Consider the following 16,529-nt stretch of genomic DNA (forward strand, 5'->3'; position numbering starts at 1 on the left):
CTTCCAGAAGTTTTTATAAATAGTTTATTTGAATCAGCAGATAATAAAATTGCCGGATTACTTATAAAGGAGGAAGGCGAAATGGGACAGAATCGACAATTCCGACCAGGGCAAAAAGCTCCAAATAATGGCGTATACATTGAAATCGGTGAGACAGGCAGCACTGTCAACAATCCTCAAAAGCTGAAGTTAAGTGCAGGCGACCGTTTTCCGGAAACTTCAAATCATAACCGCCTCTGGACGTACCAGAGGAAACCTTGAGGCAGTAAATTTCATTCATTAACAGTGAGCCATCCGATGCGGATGGCTTTACTTATTGGGAATTTTTATTATAATATACTTAAAGGTCAAAAAAGGTCAAAGGAGTGATTGGGTTGGATTTGAACAAAATGACTGAGAGTTTGCAGAATGCATTTGTATCAGCCCAGACCCTGGCTGTTCAACATAACCACCAGGAAGTTGATGATTTGCACTTGTTTCTCTCCTTGTTGGGACAAGAGAGCAATTTAGCTGCAACAATGCTTTCGGGGATGGGTATCGATATAGGGAAATTTAAAGAAGAATTAACAAAATCCTTGTCTAAAAAACCTCAAGTATCAGGTAGTGGGGTGGAGCAAGGGAAATTATATATTACTTCATCACTTCAAAAGGTTTTAGCTCAAGCCGAAAAGGAAATGGACCAATTTGAAGATGAATTTTTATCAGTGGAACACGTCCTGCTTGCTGCAGTTGAGACAGCTTCGTCAGAAACAGGCTCTGCACTGAAAAAGCTAGGAATAACAAGGGTGAATTTATTATCCAGAATTAAAGAGGTTAGGGGGAACCAGAGAGTGACTTCGCAAAATCCAGAAGCTACGTATGAAGTATTAAAGAAATATGGACGCGATCTTGTAGAAGAAGTCAGGTCCGGAAAAGTCGATCCTGTAATCGGGCGTGATGGGGAGATCAGGAACGTCATTCGCATCCTGTCAAGAAAGACAAAGAACAACCCGGTTCTGATCGGTGAGCCAGGTGTCGGTAAGACCGCCATTGTAGAAGGACTTGCACAAAGGATCGTTCGGAAGGATGTTCCCGAAGGTTTAAAGGATAAAACAATCTTTTCACTTGATATGAGTGCACTGATTGCTGGCGCTAAATTCCGTGGAGAGTTCGAAGAGCGGTTAAAGGCTGTACTTAATGAAGTAAAAAAAAGCGAAGGGAAAATCCTTCTTTTTATTGATGAGCTTCACACGATCGTCGGTGCCGGAAAAACAGAAGGGGCAATGGATGCAGGCAATATGTTAAAACCGATGCTTGCTCGCGGGGAGCTCCATTGTATTGGTGCGACGACTTTGGATGAACACCGGAAGTATATTGAAAAGGATCCCGCCCTTGAACGGAGGTTCCAGCAGGTATTAGTCCAGGAGCCTGACGTTGAGGACACAGTTTCGATTCTAAGAGGATTGAAGGAAAGATTTGAAATCCACCATGGTGTAAATATTCATGACCGGGCGCTAGTTGCTGCAGCTGCCTTATCTGATCGATATATCACAGACCGTTTCCTGCCTGACAAGGCAATTGACCTTGTCGATGAAGCCTGTGCAATGATACGGACTGAGATTGACTCAATGCCCACTGAGCTTGATGAAGTGACTAGAAGAGTTATGCAGCTTGAAATAGAAGAAGCGGCCCTTACAAAGGAAAAGGATGATGCCAGCCGTGAGCGGCTTGAAGTTCTTCAAAAGGAACTGGCAAATCTTCGTGAAACTGCGAATGAAATGAAGTCTAGATGGCTGACGGAGAAGGAAGGTATCCAGAAGGTACAGGAAAAGCGCGAACTTTTGGAAAAACTTCGCCGGGAACTGGAAAAAGCAGAGAATGATTATGACCTGAACAAGGCTGCTGAATTAAGGCATGGAAGTATCCCTTCTCTTGAAAAAGAATTAAAGGAACTTGAAACGGAAGTCAGCGCAAATGCTGGAGACAGGCTCCTCAGAGAAGAAGTGACAGAGGAAGAGATTGCTTCTATCGTTGCACGCTGGACTGGCATTCCTGTCATGAAGCTTGTAGAAGGCGAGCGGGAGAAACTGCTCAAGCTCGAAAGTATCCTCCATCAGCGTGTGGTGGGACAAGAGGAAGCAGTGTCTCTGGTTTCAGATGCCGTTCTAAGGGCGAGAGCCGGAATCAAGGATCCAAACAGTCCGATTGGTTCGTTCATTTTCCTTGGACCTACTGGCGTCGGAAAAACAGAGCTTGCCAAAACGCTTGCTCAGTCATTATTTGACAGTGAGGAGCATATCATCCGCATCGATATGTCAGAGTATATGGAAAAGCATTCGGTGTCCCGTTTGATTGGTGCACCCCCAGGATATGTAGGATATGAAGAAGGCGGCCAGCTTACAGAGGCAGTCAGAAGAAACCCTTACTCGGTTATACTGCTTGATGAAATCGAAAAAGCACATCCCGAAGTATTTAATATCCTGCTCCAAATGCTCGATGATGGGCGGATCACTGATTCACAAGGAAGAACGGTTGATTTTAAAAATACAGTGATCATTATGACCTCGAATATTGGATCCCATTATCTTCTGGAACGTCACGAGGGTGAAGAGCAGATTTCATCAGAAACAAGAGACCTAGTCATGTCACAGCTTAGGGGCCATTTCCGTCCAGAATTTTTAAATCGTGTCGATGAAATCATTTTGTTCAAACCACTAGCTTTAAAAGAGATTAAATTAATTGTGGAAAAATTAATTCTCACCTTGCAGGAAAGGCTAGCTGAACAGCAAGTCCAGCTTTTTATTAGCGACGAGGCAAAAGGATATTTGGCAGCAAATGGATTCGACCCTGTCTATGGTGCTCGTCCGCTTAAACGCTTTATCCAAAGAAGTGTTGAAACAAAGCTGGCAAAAGAAATAATTGCTGGCCGGATCAAAGAAAAAAGTTTAGTGGAAATAACCGTGGAAAATGGTGAAATACAGCTGCAAGTCAATTAAATGAATGGCTGGATGAAAGATCCATGTTAACAAAGATAAAATAAAAAAAGTCATCCAGATGTGGATGACTTTTTTATGTAGTAAACTTAGTGTAGACCGTGCTTTTCTTCAGGTTCATTTGGAAGAATGGCAGGAAGAATAAAAATGACGATCGTTACAATAACGGCAAGGATAGTGCCAGCAGTAAAGTCAAATGGTACACCACTCATAGAACCGACTACATAATTCAACATTTGAACCAAAAGGAATGTCCAGAAAAAAGTCCAAAAATATCGCAAATTTTTCACCTCTTACATTTTTAAATCTTTTCTCATCTTACCATAAGCCTTTTCAATTATAAATCAAATTTAAAAAAATTGAAAAGCGTTTTCACCAATTTAATTTACCATTTTGATAACCTCTCCGCGTATCTGGATGGAAAAGATGAAAAAATGGGCAAACTCCCGTTCAATTCTTATTAAATAACATACAGTAATATGAATACTCTGTAGGAAGGAGTGGGTAGTATGGAGAGCCGGAACTTTAAACTGGATACCGAGTGGAGCATGATTCATTATCCTGAAAGGCCAAACGGTTTCGGTATCCTAGTAGTCGGAGATGAAAGGCATTTTGTGAACAATAAAGGCAGCTTCTGGACGCAGAATGAAGGCAAACGTTCACTGTTGAACATTTGGAAAAATGAAGGATATACCGTATTTTATTCAAATTTATATGGCAGGCACTGGGGCAGCGAGAAAGCTGTCGATTTGGCAATGAGACTTTGCTGCCATATCGTTCGGAATGAGATTCTCAACAACTCTTTCCATGTAGTGGCGGAGGGAATGGGAGCACTTGTTGCTTTGAAACTGTTCTCGCAGTCTGATATGAAGATCAGGTCACTAGTTTTGATAAATCCAGTATTGTCTTTAAATGTTCATTTGGAACAGGAAAAAGAGAATAAGTTTTTTTATAAAAAGTTGATTGCTGAATTGGAAAAAGCATACGAAATGGACATTTTTCAACTAATGGAGAAGCTGAAATCAGAAGAAGAGGTATCAAAGTTTCAGCCTGACGTGCCAGTGAAAATCATCCATGTTTTATCTGGAAACAGAGCCTATAAGCAATCAAAAATTCTCAAGGATTTATCAGTTTTATGGGAGGAAGAAAGGCTTCCAGTGTCCATTAGCTATGTGCTTCCAGAGAAAAAGCTTCAGGCTGGCAGCCAAACAGTCCAATTTTTCACAAAACATGAGCAAGTCCTATAATTCCCTGTAAATATTTTTAAAATGAGATTCATAGGATACAAGAGAGTATTTGCAAGGAGGAATCGAAATGGAAAAGGCAGCAATTCTTGGTGTGTATGATTTTATCGCCTATAGCCTGTGTAAATATATGCTCAATGATGGAATGGAAATAGTAGGAGTCCATATTGCCAGCAAGCATGATGATTATTTTACCGATGAAAAGAGGATGGAAATAGGCAGGAATGCCAACTTTTCAGAAATTAGTTTTAAAGAATGGAAAACTACAGGGGAAAATGAACTTATGATCATTTCATTATATGATCATTTCAATAAAGATGGGACGAAAGAAGAAATCACGAAGGGCATTATAAAGAAGCTTGAAAATATGGACCGTTCAAGTCAGACTCTCATTCTTATTCTGCCTGCCCGCTTAGCATCGAAACATGAAAAGTTAGCGGATTCCCAGTTGGATTTGCTGAGATTTATTGAAAAAATGCAAATTTCAGTCCTCGAAATTTACTTGCCGACAATATATGGACCATGGCAGCCTGAAGAATACTTTTTTCAGCAATCCCTAAATTATTTAGAAGGAGAAAGCAGCATTCCAGTAATAGCGAAGTGGGAATGGACACATGACGCACTGTACATTGAAGATGCTGTTGAGACAATTATGGAGTTAGCTGAGTCGGGTAAGGAAGGCAAATATTTTTTCGCAAGCGGAAAAATAAATCTTTGGCGCAGTTGTATTGATGAACTGCTTGGGAAGCAAACAGAGTCTATATTGAGAAAAGCTGAGAGAACCCCTGAAATCAAAGACTTTATTAAAGTAATGATATTAAAAAAGAATGAGAATATCAGCATTGGATTATTAAATCAGAAGGAGCAATATTTCCGGATCAGGGAAAGCAAGGGTTAAGTGAATTTCATAAATCACTTTTCAAAGCTATACTCCTCGGAGTAAAATGGTAAAAGATTCTTTTGTCGGTTCCATTTTAATTTGGCTGGCGCTGTATTTATAAAGGTTTACACTGTGCCGCAAAAAGGAGATGAATCGGATGGTGAAACGTTTCGGGCTCATATTGTTAAGCCTGCTTTTGTTGGGTGGATGCGGACAACCTCTGGCAACAGGGAAGGTAGAGAAGGTTGGCCTGTTAGTGCCTGAAACTATTAATGATCAGGTGTGGGGAACGAAGGGATACAGAGGACTGCTGCAAATCCAATCCAGCCTGGGGGTGGATGTTTTCTTCAAAGAAGGCATGAATTCTCCTGAGCTTGTCGAAGAGGCTGTTAAGGAATTTGACAGACAAGGTGTCAATCTCATCTATGGGCATGGGAATGAATTCGCTGTCTATTTTAATAAAATTTCTATGAAATATCCTGAAATCCATTTCATCAGCTTCAATGGCGACGCCAGAAATGAAAATACGACCAGCCTTAATTTTGACGCATATGCAATGGGCTTTTTTGGCGGAATGGTTGCAAGTCATATGTCTGAAACAGGAAAAGTGGGTATTGTAGCCGCGTATGAATGGCAGCCTGAAGTGGAAGGCTTTTATGATGGGGCGATTTTTGAAAAACAGGATATGAAAGTTGATATCCGTTTTGTTGGGCATTGGGATGACCAAAGAAAAGCGCTAGATGTCCTGGACGATGTATTGGCCAATGGTGCTGATGTCATTTATCCAGCTGGAGATGGCTTTAATGTACCTGTGATTGAAAAAGTAAAGGAAAAGGGATTATATGTAATAGGATACATATCTGATCAGTCCGATTTTGGAGAGTCAACCGTTTTGACGAGCACGGTCCAGCATGTAGATGATTTATATGAATTGACGGCACAGAAGTTCAATAAGGGAGAGCTCAAATCCGGCAATCTGACCTTCGACTTTCAGGATGGTGTCATCACACTTGGAAAGTTCAGCCCGAAAGTTGATCCTGCCTACCACAAGAAATTGAAAAGCATGATCAATCAGTATAAAGAAACCGGCAAATTACCTAACCAATAATTTTGACTAGAGGAGACAGGAATCATGCAAAATAACGATAAAACAATGGAATTCATGCAAATTGCCATGAAGTATCTTCCTGAAGCACAACAACAACTTGAAACAGCTGGTATTGAGCTGACCATGGACAACCTGCAGCCATTTTTCACACTATTCACCAAAGTGATGAATGAAGCGTATGAGCTTGGGAAAGCAGATGCAGCAAAAGAATAATTTTTACGGAAAATAGCTGAGGCCAAATGCCTCAGCTTTTATTTTTGTCTATGAGGTGATCGAAATAAGGACGTACTTTACCAAAAAGAGGCTTCAATTCTTTTGCAGACGTAATCAGTGTGTCGACATGATGTAGAACTTCACCTAAATCAATCTGGCTGAGGAATCCGCTTCCAGTCGATTTGCTTTCTCCGGCTTTCGTTTCTTCCCCAGTTGAATTCCCAAACATGAAATGGCGGAAATCAATATCTGATTCACTCTCCTTATTAATGGATTGATTTCGCAGATTTTTGCCATTTCCTCCTAGCATAAAATCGAAGGCATCCCGGGTTCGTTCATCCCCCATTGTATTCGCCCCTTTCTATTTAATACTCAGTGTTAGTTTATGAAGTATATGGTTACATGGACTAGGTCATATGCGGATTTCTTAATTTACAGTTGCAGGATTAGAGTCTTTTCTGATAAAATTAGTACCAAGTCATAATAATTGATAATAATACTATATAGATAATAGACATAATTTAGAATATAAAGGAGATGGATCCCATGAATGCAGGGATAATAGGGGTTGGACGGTACCTGCCGGAAAATATTGTGACAAACCTTGATCTAGAAAAAAGAATGGATACTTCGGATGAGTGGATTCGTTCAAGAACGGGGATTGAAGCAAGAAGAATTGCCGGGGATGATGTGGATACATCCGATATGGCTTATCGTGCAGCAAAAGAAGCAATTGATAAAGCAGGGATTTCCGCAGAGGAAATTGATTTGATCCTTGTAGCTACAGTCACTCCTGACCAGCCATTCCCAACCGTTTCTTGTATGCTCCAGGATCAACTGGGAGCCAAGAAAGCAGCTGCAATGGATTTAAGTGCTGCATGCGCGGGTTTCATGTATGGGATGGTCACAGGGAAACAATTTATAGAAGCTGGTACTTATAAATATGTTTTAATAGTAGGTGTGGAAAAACTTTCTAAAATCACCGACTGGCAGGACCGGAATACCGCTGTACTATTTGGTGATGGAGCAGGCGCCGTTGTAATGGGCCCTGTAGGAGAAGGCAAAGGTGTTCTTTCCTTTGAGCTAGGATCTGACGGTTCAGGTGGCAAACATCTTTATCAGGAAGAGTATATCGTCATGAATGGCAGGGAAGTATTTAAATTCGCCGTTCGACAAATGGGAGAAAGCAGCATCAATGTTCTTGAAAAAGCAGGACTTTCTAAAGAGGATGTCGACTTCCTTATTCCTCACCAGGCAAATATCAGAATAATGGAAGCAGCCCGCCAAAGACTTGAATTGCCGGTTGAAAAAATGTCGAAAACAGTGCATAAATATGGTAATACCTCAGCAGCTTCCATCCCTATATCCCTTGCGGAAGAACTTGAAGCAGGGAAAATTAAGGATGGGGATTTAGTTGTCATGGTTGGTTTTGGAGGCGGTCTTACATGGGGAGCAATCGCCATGCGCTGGGGCCAATAATACGGAAGCAAAGGCAATTCGGATAAATTATTCATTTATAGGCCAGAAACGCCAGGCCAAATTCGAGCTCTATACAACGACAGAGCCTAGTTAAAGGAGATGCAATTAAGATGGAGAAACGCAGAGTTGTAGTTACTGGTATCGGAGCAGTCACTCCGCTTGGTAATGATGCAGAAACTACTTGGAATAATATTATTGAAGGTGTCTCGGGAATCGGCCCGGTTACTAGACTGAATGCAGATGACTTTCCTGCTAAGGTAGCTGCAGAAGTAAAAGAATTCAATGTGGAAAATTTCATTGATAAAAAAGATGCCAGGAAAATGGATCGCTTCACACATTATGCGGTTGCAGCATCCTTGATGGCAGTAAAAGATTCAGGACTTGAAATCAATGACGAAAATGCTCCTAGGGTAGGGGTTTGGATCGGTTCCGGGATTGGCGGAATGGAAACATTTGAGCAGCAGCATGAAACCTTCATGAACAGGGGTTACCGCAGGGTCAGCCCATTCTTCGTGCCAATGATGATTCCTGATATGGCAACAGGACAAGTATCCATCACACTTGGTGCTAGAGGCTTTAACTCTTGTACAGTAACAGCGTGTGCAACTGGAACTAACTCAATTGGTGATGCCTTCAAGGTAATCCAGCGCGGCGATGCCGACGTGATGTTTTCAGGAGGAGCAGAAGCACCAATCACCAAAATGTCATTTGCTGGATTCTGTGCGAACACTGCACTGTCAACTAACCATGATCCGCAAAAGGCAAGCAGACCATTCGATAAAAACCGTGATGGTTTTGTAATGGGTGAAGGAGCAGGTATTGTTGTTCTTGAAGAACTGGAACACGCACTTGCCCGCGGCGCAAAAATTTACGCAGAAATCGTTGGCTATGGAGCAACCGGAGATGCGTATCATATTACCGCACCAGCTCCTGAAGGCGAAGGTGGAGCGCGTGCGATGAAAATGGCGCTTGACGATGCCGGACTAACACCAGAAGAAGTTGGCTATATCAATGCCCATGGTACGAGCACAGAATATAATGATAAATTCGAAACGATGGCTATAAAAGCAGTTTTTGGCGAGCATGCTTATAACCTTGCTGTTAGTTCAACTAAATCAATGACTGGTCACTTGCTCGGAGCAGCAGGAGGAATTGAGGCAATTTTCACTGTCCTTGCGTTAAAGGAAGGAATCCTGCCGCCAACAATCAACCTTGAAACTCCAGATTCAGAATGTGACCTGGATTATGTGCCGAATGAAGCACGCAGACAGCAAGTTAACGCCGCAATCAGCAACTCTTTAGGATTTGGCGGCCATAACGCCACAATAGCATTTCGTAAATATAACGCATAAAAAGATGGGGGAATCCCGTCTCAGACTGTAGACAAACTAGATGAAAATCGAGTTTGCCTACAGTCTTTTTTTTGTTTGGAAGAGAGATGGGGCTATTGATCTCCGTTCCAGGCGCTTCGCTTTTATTGTATCTGTCGGTGAGCCACTTCGTTGCAAACTCCGATAACAACATAACAACGAGTCCTTATTGGTGACCACTTATTCCATATCTTGTTTTTTTACGTAGCCATGAAGCTTTATTGGTGACCACTTATTCCATATCTTGTTTTTTTACGTAACCAAGAAGCTTTATTGGTGACCACTTTTTCCACTTTTTGTTTTTTTAGGTAACCAAGAGTCCTTATTGGTGACCACTTTTGCCACTTTTCGTTTTTTTAGGTAACCAAGAGGCTTTATTAGTGGACCTATTAAATAGTTCCAATTTATTATAGTCAACACTCATTCGGGCGTTTAAAAGCGGGTTGATTGGTTCTCGGAAGGTTGCTCATGATTATTTGCTAGTAAAAATCTGTTGACACCCAAACCAGGTTGCTCCCCTTTCTGCGATAGTGTTAAGTTTCATTGAAACTTCTAGTTTCCTCAACCAAAGTTCTTCCTGCAAACTGCCTCCATCCAAAAAAACTATACCTAAAAACCTACAAATCTAAAGCGCAAGTGCCGCTATTTATAAATTTCCTATCAAAAAACAATGAATGAGTAATAAAACTTAACATTATTTAATAATTAATAATTATTAGAATATTTAACTTTGTTTAAATCACTAATTTATAACAATTTAAGTGAGATAGGGCGGTGGACAAGAAACGTGGCAGCGTTATTGGAACTAAAGAATCTAAAAACCTACTTTAAAAGAAATAAAACAGTCATTCCTGCGGTCGACGGAGTTGATTTAGTCATAAATAAAGGTGAAACGGTAGCTTTGGTAGGAGAGTCTGGATCAGGAAAGAGCATCACCTCACTATCCATCATGCGCCTGATTCCAAGCCCGCCCGGAGAAATCGTGGACGGGCAGATCAATTTTGAAGGTATTGATCTTACTAAGTTGAGTGAGGATGAAATGTGCAAAATCCGCGGGAATGATATCTCAATGATATTCCAGGAGCCCATGACCTCCCTTAATCCTGTCCTTACCATTGGCGAGCAAATTACAGAAGTACTGACTTACCACCAAAATATGAATAAGTCCATGGCGAAGAAAAAGGCAATTGAGATGCTAGAAATGGTCGGTTTCTCCCGCGCGAATGAGATTGTGAATGACTATCCACATCGTTTATCAGGAGGCATGCGGCAACGGGTGATGATTGCAATGGCTATGAGCTGCAACCCAAAGCTCCTGATTGCGGACGAGCCAACAACTGCATTGGATGTTACCATCCAGGCGCAAATTTTGGATTTAATGAAGGATCTAAGTAAAAAATTTGATACCTCTATCCTTATTATTACCCATGATTTAGGTGTGGTGTCAGAGGTAGCGGATCGAGTGATCGTTCTGTATGCAGGGCAGGTGGTAGAGGAAGCACTGGTCGAAGAGTTATTTGAAGAACCTCTTCATCCATATACAGTTGGCCTGATGGGCTCGATTCCCTCAATAGATGAAGATCATGACAGGCTGATCTCAATTGAGGGCAATGTTCCATCACCTGAAAAACTCCCGCCAGGATGCCGTTTTGCACCAAGATGCCCCCATGCCTTTAATCGATGTTATGCTGAAATGCCGCAGCTTGAGATTAAAAATGGAAATCGCTCAGTTAGATGCTTTCTACATGATGCCAAGGAGGTGAACTGATGGTCACCACAAATGAGCCTATGATAGTTACACCGCAGCTAAATATCTCTGAAACTTTACTAGAATTGAATAATGTCAAGAAGCACTTTCCTATTAAATCCGGACTGCTGCAAAAGACTGTTGGTCATATTAAGGCAGTTGATGGAATAAATTTGAGGGTGAACAAGGGTGAAACCCTAGGCATTGTTGGCGAATCTGGATGCGGGAAATCTACTGTTGGAAGGACAATTATCAGACTCTATGAACCTACCGAAGGCAAAATCTTTTTTAAAGGGAAGGATATCTCTACTCTCTCTGAATCGGAGCTGCGCAAAGATGTCCGCAAAAATATCCAGATGATCTTTCAGGATCCCTTTGCCTCCCTCAATCCTAGAAAAACATTGAGATCAATCATTCGAGAACCGTTGGATACTCATCATCAATTCAAAAGCAAGGAAAGAGATGAAAAGGTAGAGGCACTATTAGAGAAGGTTGGTCTGAATGCTTCTTTTATTAACCGTTATCCACATGAATTCTCAGGAGGACAGCGCCAAAGAATTGGAATTGCAAGGGCGCTTGCACTGAATCCGGATTTGATCATAGCTGATGAAGCAGTATCCGCACTGGATGTTTCGATACAAGCCCAGATTATCAACCTGATGGAAGACCTTCAGGAGGAATTTGGATTAACCTATATTTTTATCTCGCACGATTTGAGTGTAGTGAGACATATAAGCGATAGAGTCGGAGTTATGTATCTTGGAAAAATGATGGAACTGGCATCAAAAAAAGAGCTATATGCTGAGCCGCTGCATCCTTATACGCAGGCACTCCTATCTGCTGTACCTGTACCAAAGAAAAAAGGAGCACAAAAGCGGGAACGGATCCTTCTAAAAGGTGAGCTTCCAAGCCCGGCAAATCCACCCAAAGGGTGTGTCTTCCATACAAGGTGTCCTGCCGCATTTGACCTTTGCAAGCAAATGAATCCTGACTTCCATGAAGTAAAAGCAAATCATTTTGTTGCCTGCCACCTATATGAATAACAGAAGGCAGCATGACTTGAAAGGAGGAGATAGGTGCACCGTTCTGTTCATGAAAACTACAAAAATCAATTTCATTAAAGGGGGAAATAATGTGAAATTAAGAAAAGCTTCGTGGTGGTTAATATGCCTGACCCTGATTCTCTCTATATTCCTGACAGCCTGTAACAACGGCGACAAGCCAGCAGATGATTCGAAGGGTACAGATGGCAAGGATGGAACGAAAGATGAAGAGGTAGCTGAAGGTCCGCAAAAAGGCGGGGATTTAATCATTGGGTCAACTGGTGCTCCGACACTCTTTAACCCATTATACTCAACTGATACATCAAGCTCGGATATTGAAGGCTTTATCTACGACAGCTTAGTTTCTTCAGATACAGAATTTAACCCAACCCTTAGCATGGCGGAAGATATCCAGGCATCAGACGATGGACTTACTTATACTGCAAAACTGAAGAAGGGCATTAAATGGCATGATGGCGAAGAATTCACTGCTGACGATGTAGTATTCACGTTCAGCATCCCAAAAAACCCTGATTATAATGGGGAACGCGGATCAGCATTTGAAGCATTGGATAAGGTAACAAAAATTGATGATTATACTGTAGAGTTCAAACTTAGTAAGAAGGATGCTTCATTTTATCCAGTTTCATTAAGCTATTACATCCTGCCTGAACATATCCTAAAGGATGTACCGGTTGCTAAATTAGGCGAGCATGAATTCAATACAAAGAGCCCGATCGGAACAGGCCCATTCAAGTTTGTTGAATGGAAAGATGGTGAGTATGTAAAGGTTGAAGCCTTCGATGATTATTTTAAGGGTCGTCCAAATCTTGACACATTAACATACAAAATCGTTCCTGATATGGATGCAATGATTGCACAGATTCAAGCTGGCGATATTCAATTTGCCGCTGGTGTCCCTGGAACAGATATTGAGACGGTAAAATCTTTCCCAGGTGTGAAAGTAGAGTCTGGATTAGGCCTGTCCTACACATATCTTGGCTATAACGAGAAGAATGAATTGTTTAAAGACAAGAAAGTCCGCCAGGCAATCACGCATGCTATTGATAGAGAAGCAATTGTATCGTCTGTAATGAACGGTGACGGTCAAGTTGCTCACGTTCCGGAAAGTCCGCTTTCATGGGCCTATAATGATGACGTGCCAAAATTCGAATATGATGTTGAAAAAGCTAAGTCATTACTGGCAGAAGCAGGCTGGAAGGACACTGACGGAGACGGAATCCTTGATAAAGATGGAAAGAAATTCTCCTTCACAGTTAAAACAAACCAGGGAAATAAAGTCCGTGAAGACATCGTTGTTGTTCTTCAGGAACAGCTTAAAGAGGTAGGCATTGAAGCGAAACCTGAAATCGTAGAATGGAGCGCATTCATTGAGCAAATTTCTGCACCAAACTGGAACTATGACGCTCTTGTACTTGGATGGGCTTTATCAACGTTCCCAGATCAATATGATATTTTCCATACAAGCCAGCAGAAAGAAGGTCTAAACTTTGTTTGGTATTCAAATCCTGAGGCGGATAAGTTGATGGAAGATGCTAAACAAATCATGGATCAAGATGAATATAAGAAGGCATATGCAGATATCTACAAGATTATCGCAGAAGACCAGCCATATTCATTCCTGTACTATCCAAACGTGCACCGTGTAATGCCTGCGAATCTCGAAGGCTATGTATTCAATGCGAGAGACGATTTTTATGAGATTTACAAATGGTGGCTAAAAAAATAAGGTAAAGCGGCACACAACCTTAGATTTGAAAGGGAAGGAATGATCTTCCCTTTCTTCCTTATTGAAAATAAGACTATCTCCAGTCATTAACATACATTACTAATTAGGTGCTTTTCGTCCTTTGCAGATGCATTATCAAGTTCTTATTGATGGATTTTTTTTAAAAGGTACTTTTCTAAAGGCTGTTTCCTGAAAAGATTGTTGTCTAATAGCTTCAATGTTTATGAAAAAAGCCTTTTAAAAAGATAATGCCTAATAAGACCGAAAATAGCCTGATTAAAAAGGAGAATTTCCATGCTATCTTATATCCTTCGCAGAATATTGATGGCCCTTCCATTGCTGTTAGGGATAACGATTGTCTCATTTGCCATCATGAAAATGGCGCCAGGTGATCCTTCCAGCTTGTTGATGGACCCGACGATCAGCCCAGCAGACAAGGCTAAATTCATGGAGAGGTACGGACTGAATGATCCTATCCATATTCAGTATTTTAAGTGGCTCGGGGCTATGCTGCAGGGCGACTTTGGGACATCCCTTATCCGCAAAGGCGTCCCGGTAATAGAAATGATTATGAATAGAATGCCAAATACCATTTTATTGATGGTCGTATCTACCATTCTGGCATTGGTAATCTCCATTCCTTTCGGAGTCATTTCTGCAACTAGGCCATATTCAAAGCTTGATTATACAGTTACGGTGACTTCCTTCCTAGGAGTTGCCACGCCAAACTTCTTCCTTGGCCTGATTTTAATCATGGTCTTTGCCGTCCAGATGAATTGGTTTCCGACGGGAGGGGTAGCGACTTTGAATTCGCCATTTAGTGTCTGGGATCGGCTCCATCATTTGATAATGCCAGCATTTGTTCTTGCAGCCGCTGATATGGCAGGACTGACACGATATACAAGGTCAAGCATGCTTGAGGTAATCAAGCAGGATTATATCAGGACAGCCAGGGCAAAGGGGTTTAAGGAAAAAAAGGTAATCTATAAACATGGCCTGCGCAATGGACTTATACCAGTCATCACAATCTTTGGTCTTATGATTCCTTCTTTCATCGGCGGAGCAGTAATTGTTGAAAAAATCTTTACTTGGCCTGGCATCGGATTGTTGTTCGTTGACTCCGCATTTCAGCGGGACTATCCGGTCATTATGGGTCTAACTGTAATATCGGCTGTATTTGTTGTCATAGGCAATCTGGTTGCTGATATTTTATACGCAATTTTTGATCCTAGGATTGAGTATTAAGGGGAGGTACACATGGCACAAACAAACTTAGCTGGAAATACCTCTGGAAATCTTGAATTGCATGGCATCAAGACCCAACGGGACACTATGCTCGGGATAATCACCAGAAAGTTTTTCAAAAACAAACTCGCTGTTATGGGTGCTGTGTTTCTGATCATCATTATCACAGCTGCCATTTTGGCTCCGGTTATTGCACCATATTCACCTTCCAAACAAAATCTGCTTGATAAATTACAGCCGCCAAGCAGTGAGCATTGGCTTGGGACAGATCGTTTTGGAAGGGATACTTTTACAAGACTTTTATATGGAGCAAGAGTCTCCTTGCTCGTCGGTTTTGCCTCTGTGCTCGGTTCTATTACCATCGGTACCTTCCTTGGTGCAGTTGCCGGCTACGTGGGTGGAATTGTTGACGCGATGATCATGAGATTTGTTGATGTTATCCTATCCATTCCATCAATTTTCCTGTTGATCACTTTGGTAACCATTTTCAAGCCAGGCGTCGATAAATTGATCCTAATTTTCGCCTTGCTTGGCTGGACGACTACTGCCAGGCTTGTAAGGGGTGAGTTTCTCTCGCTTAGGTCAAGAGAATTCGTCCTTGCTTCTAAAACCATCGGGACAAAAACTCATACGATCATATTCTCGCATATCCTTCCGAATGCGATGGGACCAATCATTGTTTCAGCTACCCTTGCTGTCGGATATGTCATTCTGGCAGAATCGGGACTCAGCTATTTAGGTTTAGGAATACAGCCTCCAAACGCGAGCTGGGGCAATATGCTGCAGGATGCACAGAATTTTACCATTCTATTAAAGTCGTGGTGGTATCCACTTGGTCCAGGGCTGATGATACTTTTGACTGTTATTTGCTTCAATTTTGTTGGAGATGGACTCAGGGACGCACTTGACCCAAAGATTAATGAGTAGAAGCCAGGAGTCCCCTGGCTTTTTCTTATTTCTGTGTCATAAAAAGCAAAAGCAGGTTGGGAAATTTTTCAGGTAAGATTTTTTGAACGTTTGCAAGCATATTTCATAAACTTACTATAAAAAGTCATTGGAGGGTAAGAGATGGGATAATCAGGACGGATCAATGGCTTGAAATGAATTTTGACAATCCGAAAAAGATATGTGAACGTTTAACGGATCATTTTCCAGGTGAAGCGAACCCGCAAAGAATTTATCGCTATTTAATGGATTTTGGTATGTACAAGCCGAATCAAAAGAGCAGGAAGACTTACGAAGAGATGAAATCCGGAAAGTTATGGGAGAACATTGAGAAAATCCACTTGAAGTATAAAAGTAAATGGAATGGACCAGATATACCGATATTTATTTTTCCGATGGACGCTTCAAACGGAAGATTAATGAAGGAAGGGAAGGGGAAATCAGGCGTCTCCTTTAAAGATAAGTTGTTTTTATTTTTAACCCCAATTGAAGACCCAAAGGAAATCGAAGCATTATTTGTCCATGAATACCAC

The 16,529-nt window shown here is 41.5% G+C and carries 16 protein-coding genes; 14 read left to right on the forward strand and 2 right to left on the reverse strand.

Annotated features, from left to right (window positions below; translation table 11 throughout):
- Positions 1–81 precede the first annotated feature (81 nt).
- Together WB217_RS17360 and clpB are read left to right on the forward strand one after the other, a co-directional pair.
- Positions 82–261: a YjzC family protein gene (locus tag WB217_RS17360; RefSeq protein WP_335430007.1), complete on the forward strand. Its 180-nt coding sequence runs from the start codon at positions 82–84 to the stop codon at positions 259–261.
- Positions 262–374: 113 nt separating this feature from the next.
- Complete coding sequence (gene clpB, locus WB217_RS17365; protein ID WP_423994542.1) at positions 375–2,975, forward strand: ATP-dependent chaperone ClpB; 2,601 nt, start codon at positions 375–377, stop codon at positions 2,973–2,975.
- A gap of 86 nt (positions 2,976–3,061) precedes the next feature.
- Here the strand turns inward: clpB and WB217_RS17370 are convergent, their stop codons facing one another.
- Entirely contained in the window at positions 3,062–3,253 is a 192-nt protein-coding gene (locus WB217_RS17370) for a YjzD family protein (protein ID WP_335376741.1), read from the reverse strand.
- 228 nt (positions 3,254–3,481) lie between these two features.
- Here WB217_RS17370 and WB217_RS17375 point away from each other — a divergent pair, with 228 nt between their 5' ends.
- The 4 genes from WB217_RS17375 to WB217_RS17390 all read left to right on the forward strand — a co-directional run bounded on the left by WB217_RS17375 (position 3,482) and on the right by WB217_RS17390 (position 6,417).
- On the forward strand, positions 3,482–4,219 hold the full coding sequence (locus WB217_RS17375) for a hydrolase (protein ID WP_423994543.1): 738 nt from the start codon (positions 3,482–3,484) through the stop codon (positions 4,217–4,219).
- A gap of 67 nt (positions 4,220–4,286) precedes the next feature.
- The gene (locus WB217_RS17380; RefSeq protein WP_423994544.1) at positions 4,287–5,114 is read left to right on the forward strand and encodes a hypothetical protein; all 828 of its coding nucleotides are present in this window, start codon (positions 4,287–4,289) and stop codon (positions 5,112–5,114) included.
- A gap of 139 nt (positions 5,115–5,253) precedes the next feature.
- Complete coding sequence (locus WB217_RS17385) at positions 5,254–6,204, forward strand: BMP family ABC transporter substrate-binding protein (protein ID WP_423994545.1); 951 nt, start codon at positions 5,254–5,256, stop codon at positions 6,202–6,204.
- Between the two features lie 24 nt (positions 6,205–6,228).
- On the forward strand, positions 6,229–6,417 hold the full coding sequence (locus WB217_RS17390) for a ComZ family protein (protein WP_423994546.1): 189 nt from the start codon (positions 6,229–6,231) through the stop codon (positions 6,415–6,417).
- A gap of 31 nt (positions 6,418–6,448) precedes the next feature.
- On the opposite strand, the gene WB217_RS17395 is transcribed toward WB217_RS17390, so the two are convergent.
- Positions 6,449–6,763 (reverse strand): hypothetical protein, encoded by a 315-nt coding sequence (locus WB217_RS17395; protein ID WP_423994547.1) that lies wholly within the window; start codon positions 6,761–6,763, stop codon positions 6,449–6,451.
- Between the two features lie 200 nt (positions 6,764–6,963).
- Between WB217_RS17395 and WB217_RS17400 the strand changes: the two genes are divergently transcribed.
- From WB217_RS17400 to WB217_RS17435, 8 genes are all read left to right on the forward strand, one after another.
- On the forward strand, positions 6,964–7,896 hold the full coding sequence (locus WB217_RS17400) for a beta-ketoacyl-ACP synthase III (RefSeq protein WP_423994548.1): 933 nt from the start codon (positions 6,964–6,966) through the stop codon (positions 7,894–7,896).
- A 110-nt stretch (positions 7,897–8,006) separates the two neighbouring features.
- Positions 8,007–9,248, forward strand: a complete 1,242-nt coding sequence (gene fabF / locus WB217_RS17405; protein WP_423994549.1) for a beta-ketoacyl-ACP synthase II — start codon at positions 8,007–8,009, stop codon at positions 9,246–9,248.
- A gap of 805 nt (positions 9,249–10,053) precedes the next feature.
- Complete coding sequence (locus WB217_RS17410) at positions 10,054–11,034, forward strand: ABC transporter ATP-binding protein (RefSeq protein WP_423994550.1); 981 nt, start codon at positions 10,054–10,056, stop codon at positions 11,032–11,034.
- Positions 11,035–11,054: 20 nt separating this feature from the next.
- The gene (locus WB217_RS17415; RefSeq protein WP_423994556.1) at positions 11,055–12,056 is read left to right on the forward strand and encodes an ABC transporter ATP-binding protein; all 1,002 of its coding nucleotides are present in this window, start codon (positions 11,055–11,057) and stop codon (positions 12,054–12,056) included.
- A 91-nt stretch (positions 12,057–12,147) separates the two neighbouring features.
- Entirely contained in the window at positions 12,148–13,806 is a 1,659-nt protein-coding gene (locus tag WB217_RS17420; protein WP_423994551.1) for a peptide-binding protein, read from the forward strand.
- 294 nt (positions 13,807–14,100) lie between these two features.
- Positions 14,101–15,051: an ABC transporter permease gene (locus WB217_RS17425; protein WP_423994553.1), complete on the forward strand. Its 951-nt coding sequence runs from the start codon at positions 14,101–14,103 to the stop codon at positions 15,049–15,051.
- A gap of 87 nt (positions 15,052–15,138) precedes the next feature.
- Positions 15,139–15,978, forward strand: a complete 840-nt coding sequence (opp4C, locus tag WB217_RS17430; protein WP_423994558.1) for an oligopeptide ABC transporter permease — start codon at positions 15,139–15,141, stop codon at positions 15,976–15,978.
- A gap of 173 nt (positions 15,979–16,151) precedes the next feature.
- Positions 16,152–16,529 (forward strand): DUF2268 domain-containing putative Zn-dependent protease (locus WB217_RS17435; RefSeq protein ID WP_423994554.1); only part of this gene is annotated, 378 nt, incomplete at its 3' end.

It is taken from the genome of Mesobacillus sp. (assembly GCF_049588175.1).
Taxonomy (GTDB): Bacteria; Bacillota; Bacilli; order Bacillales; family Cytobacillaceae; genus Mesobacillus.

Coding starts and splice junctions, on each gene's coding strand:
- WB217_RS17360 (WP_335430007.1), top strand. CDS start 82: ATGGGACAGAATCGACAATTCCGACCAGGGCAAAAAGCTCCAAATAAT.
- WB217_RS17395 (WP_423994547.1), bottom strand. CDS start 6,763: ATGGGGGATGAACGAACCCGGGATGCCTTCGATTTTATGCTAGGAGGA.
- WB217_RS17415 (WP_423994556.1), top strand. CDS start 11,055: ATGATAGTTACACCGCAGCTAAATATCTCTGAAACTTTACTAGAATTG.
- WB217_RS17380 (WP_423994544.1), top strand. CDS start 4,287: ATGGAAAAGGCAGCAATTCTTGGTGTGTATGATTTTATCGCCTATAGC.
- WB217_RS17400 (WP_423994548.1), top strand. CDS start 6,964: ATGAATGCAGGGATAATAGGGGTTGGACGGTACCTGCCGGAAAATATT.
- WB217_RS17390 (WP_423994546.1), top strand. CDS start 6,229: ATGCAAAATAACGATAAAACAATGGAATTCATGCAAATTGCCATGAAG.
- WB217_RS17425 (WP_423994553.1), top strand. CDS start 14,101: ATGCTATCTTATATCCTTCGCAGAATATTGATGGCCCTTCCATTGCTG.
- WB217_RS17375 (WP_423994543.1), top strand. CDS start 3,482: ATGGAGAGCCGGAACTTTAAACTGGATACCGAGTGGAGCATGATTCAT.
- opp4C (WP_423994558.1), top strand. CDS start 15,139: ATGCTCGGGATAATCACCAGAAAGTTTTTCAAAAACAAACTCGCTGTT.
- fabF (WP_423994549.1), top strand. CDS start 8,007: ATGGAGAAACGCAGAGTTGTAGTTACTGGTATCGGAGCAGTCACTCCG.
- WB217_RS17385 (WP_423994545.1), top strand. CDS start 5,254: ATGGTGAAACGTTTCGGGCTCATATTGTTAAGCCTGCTTTTGTTGGGT.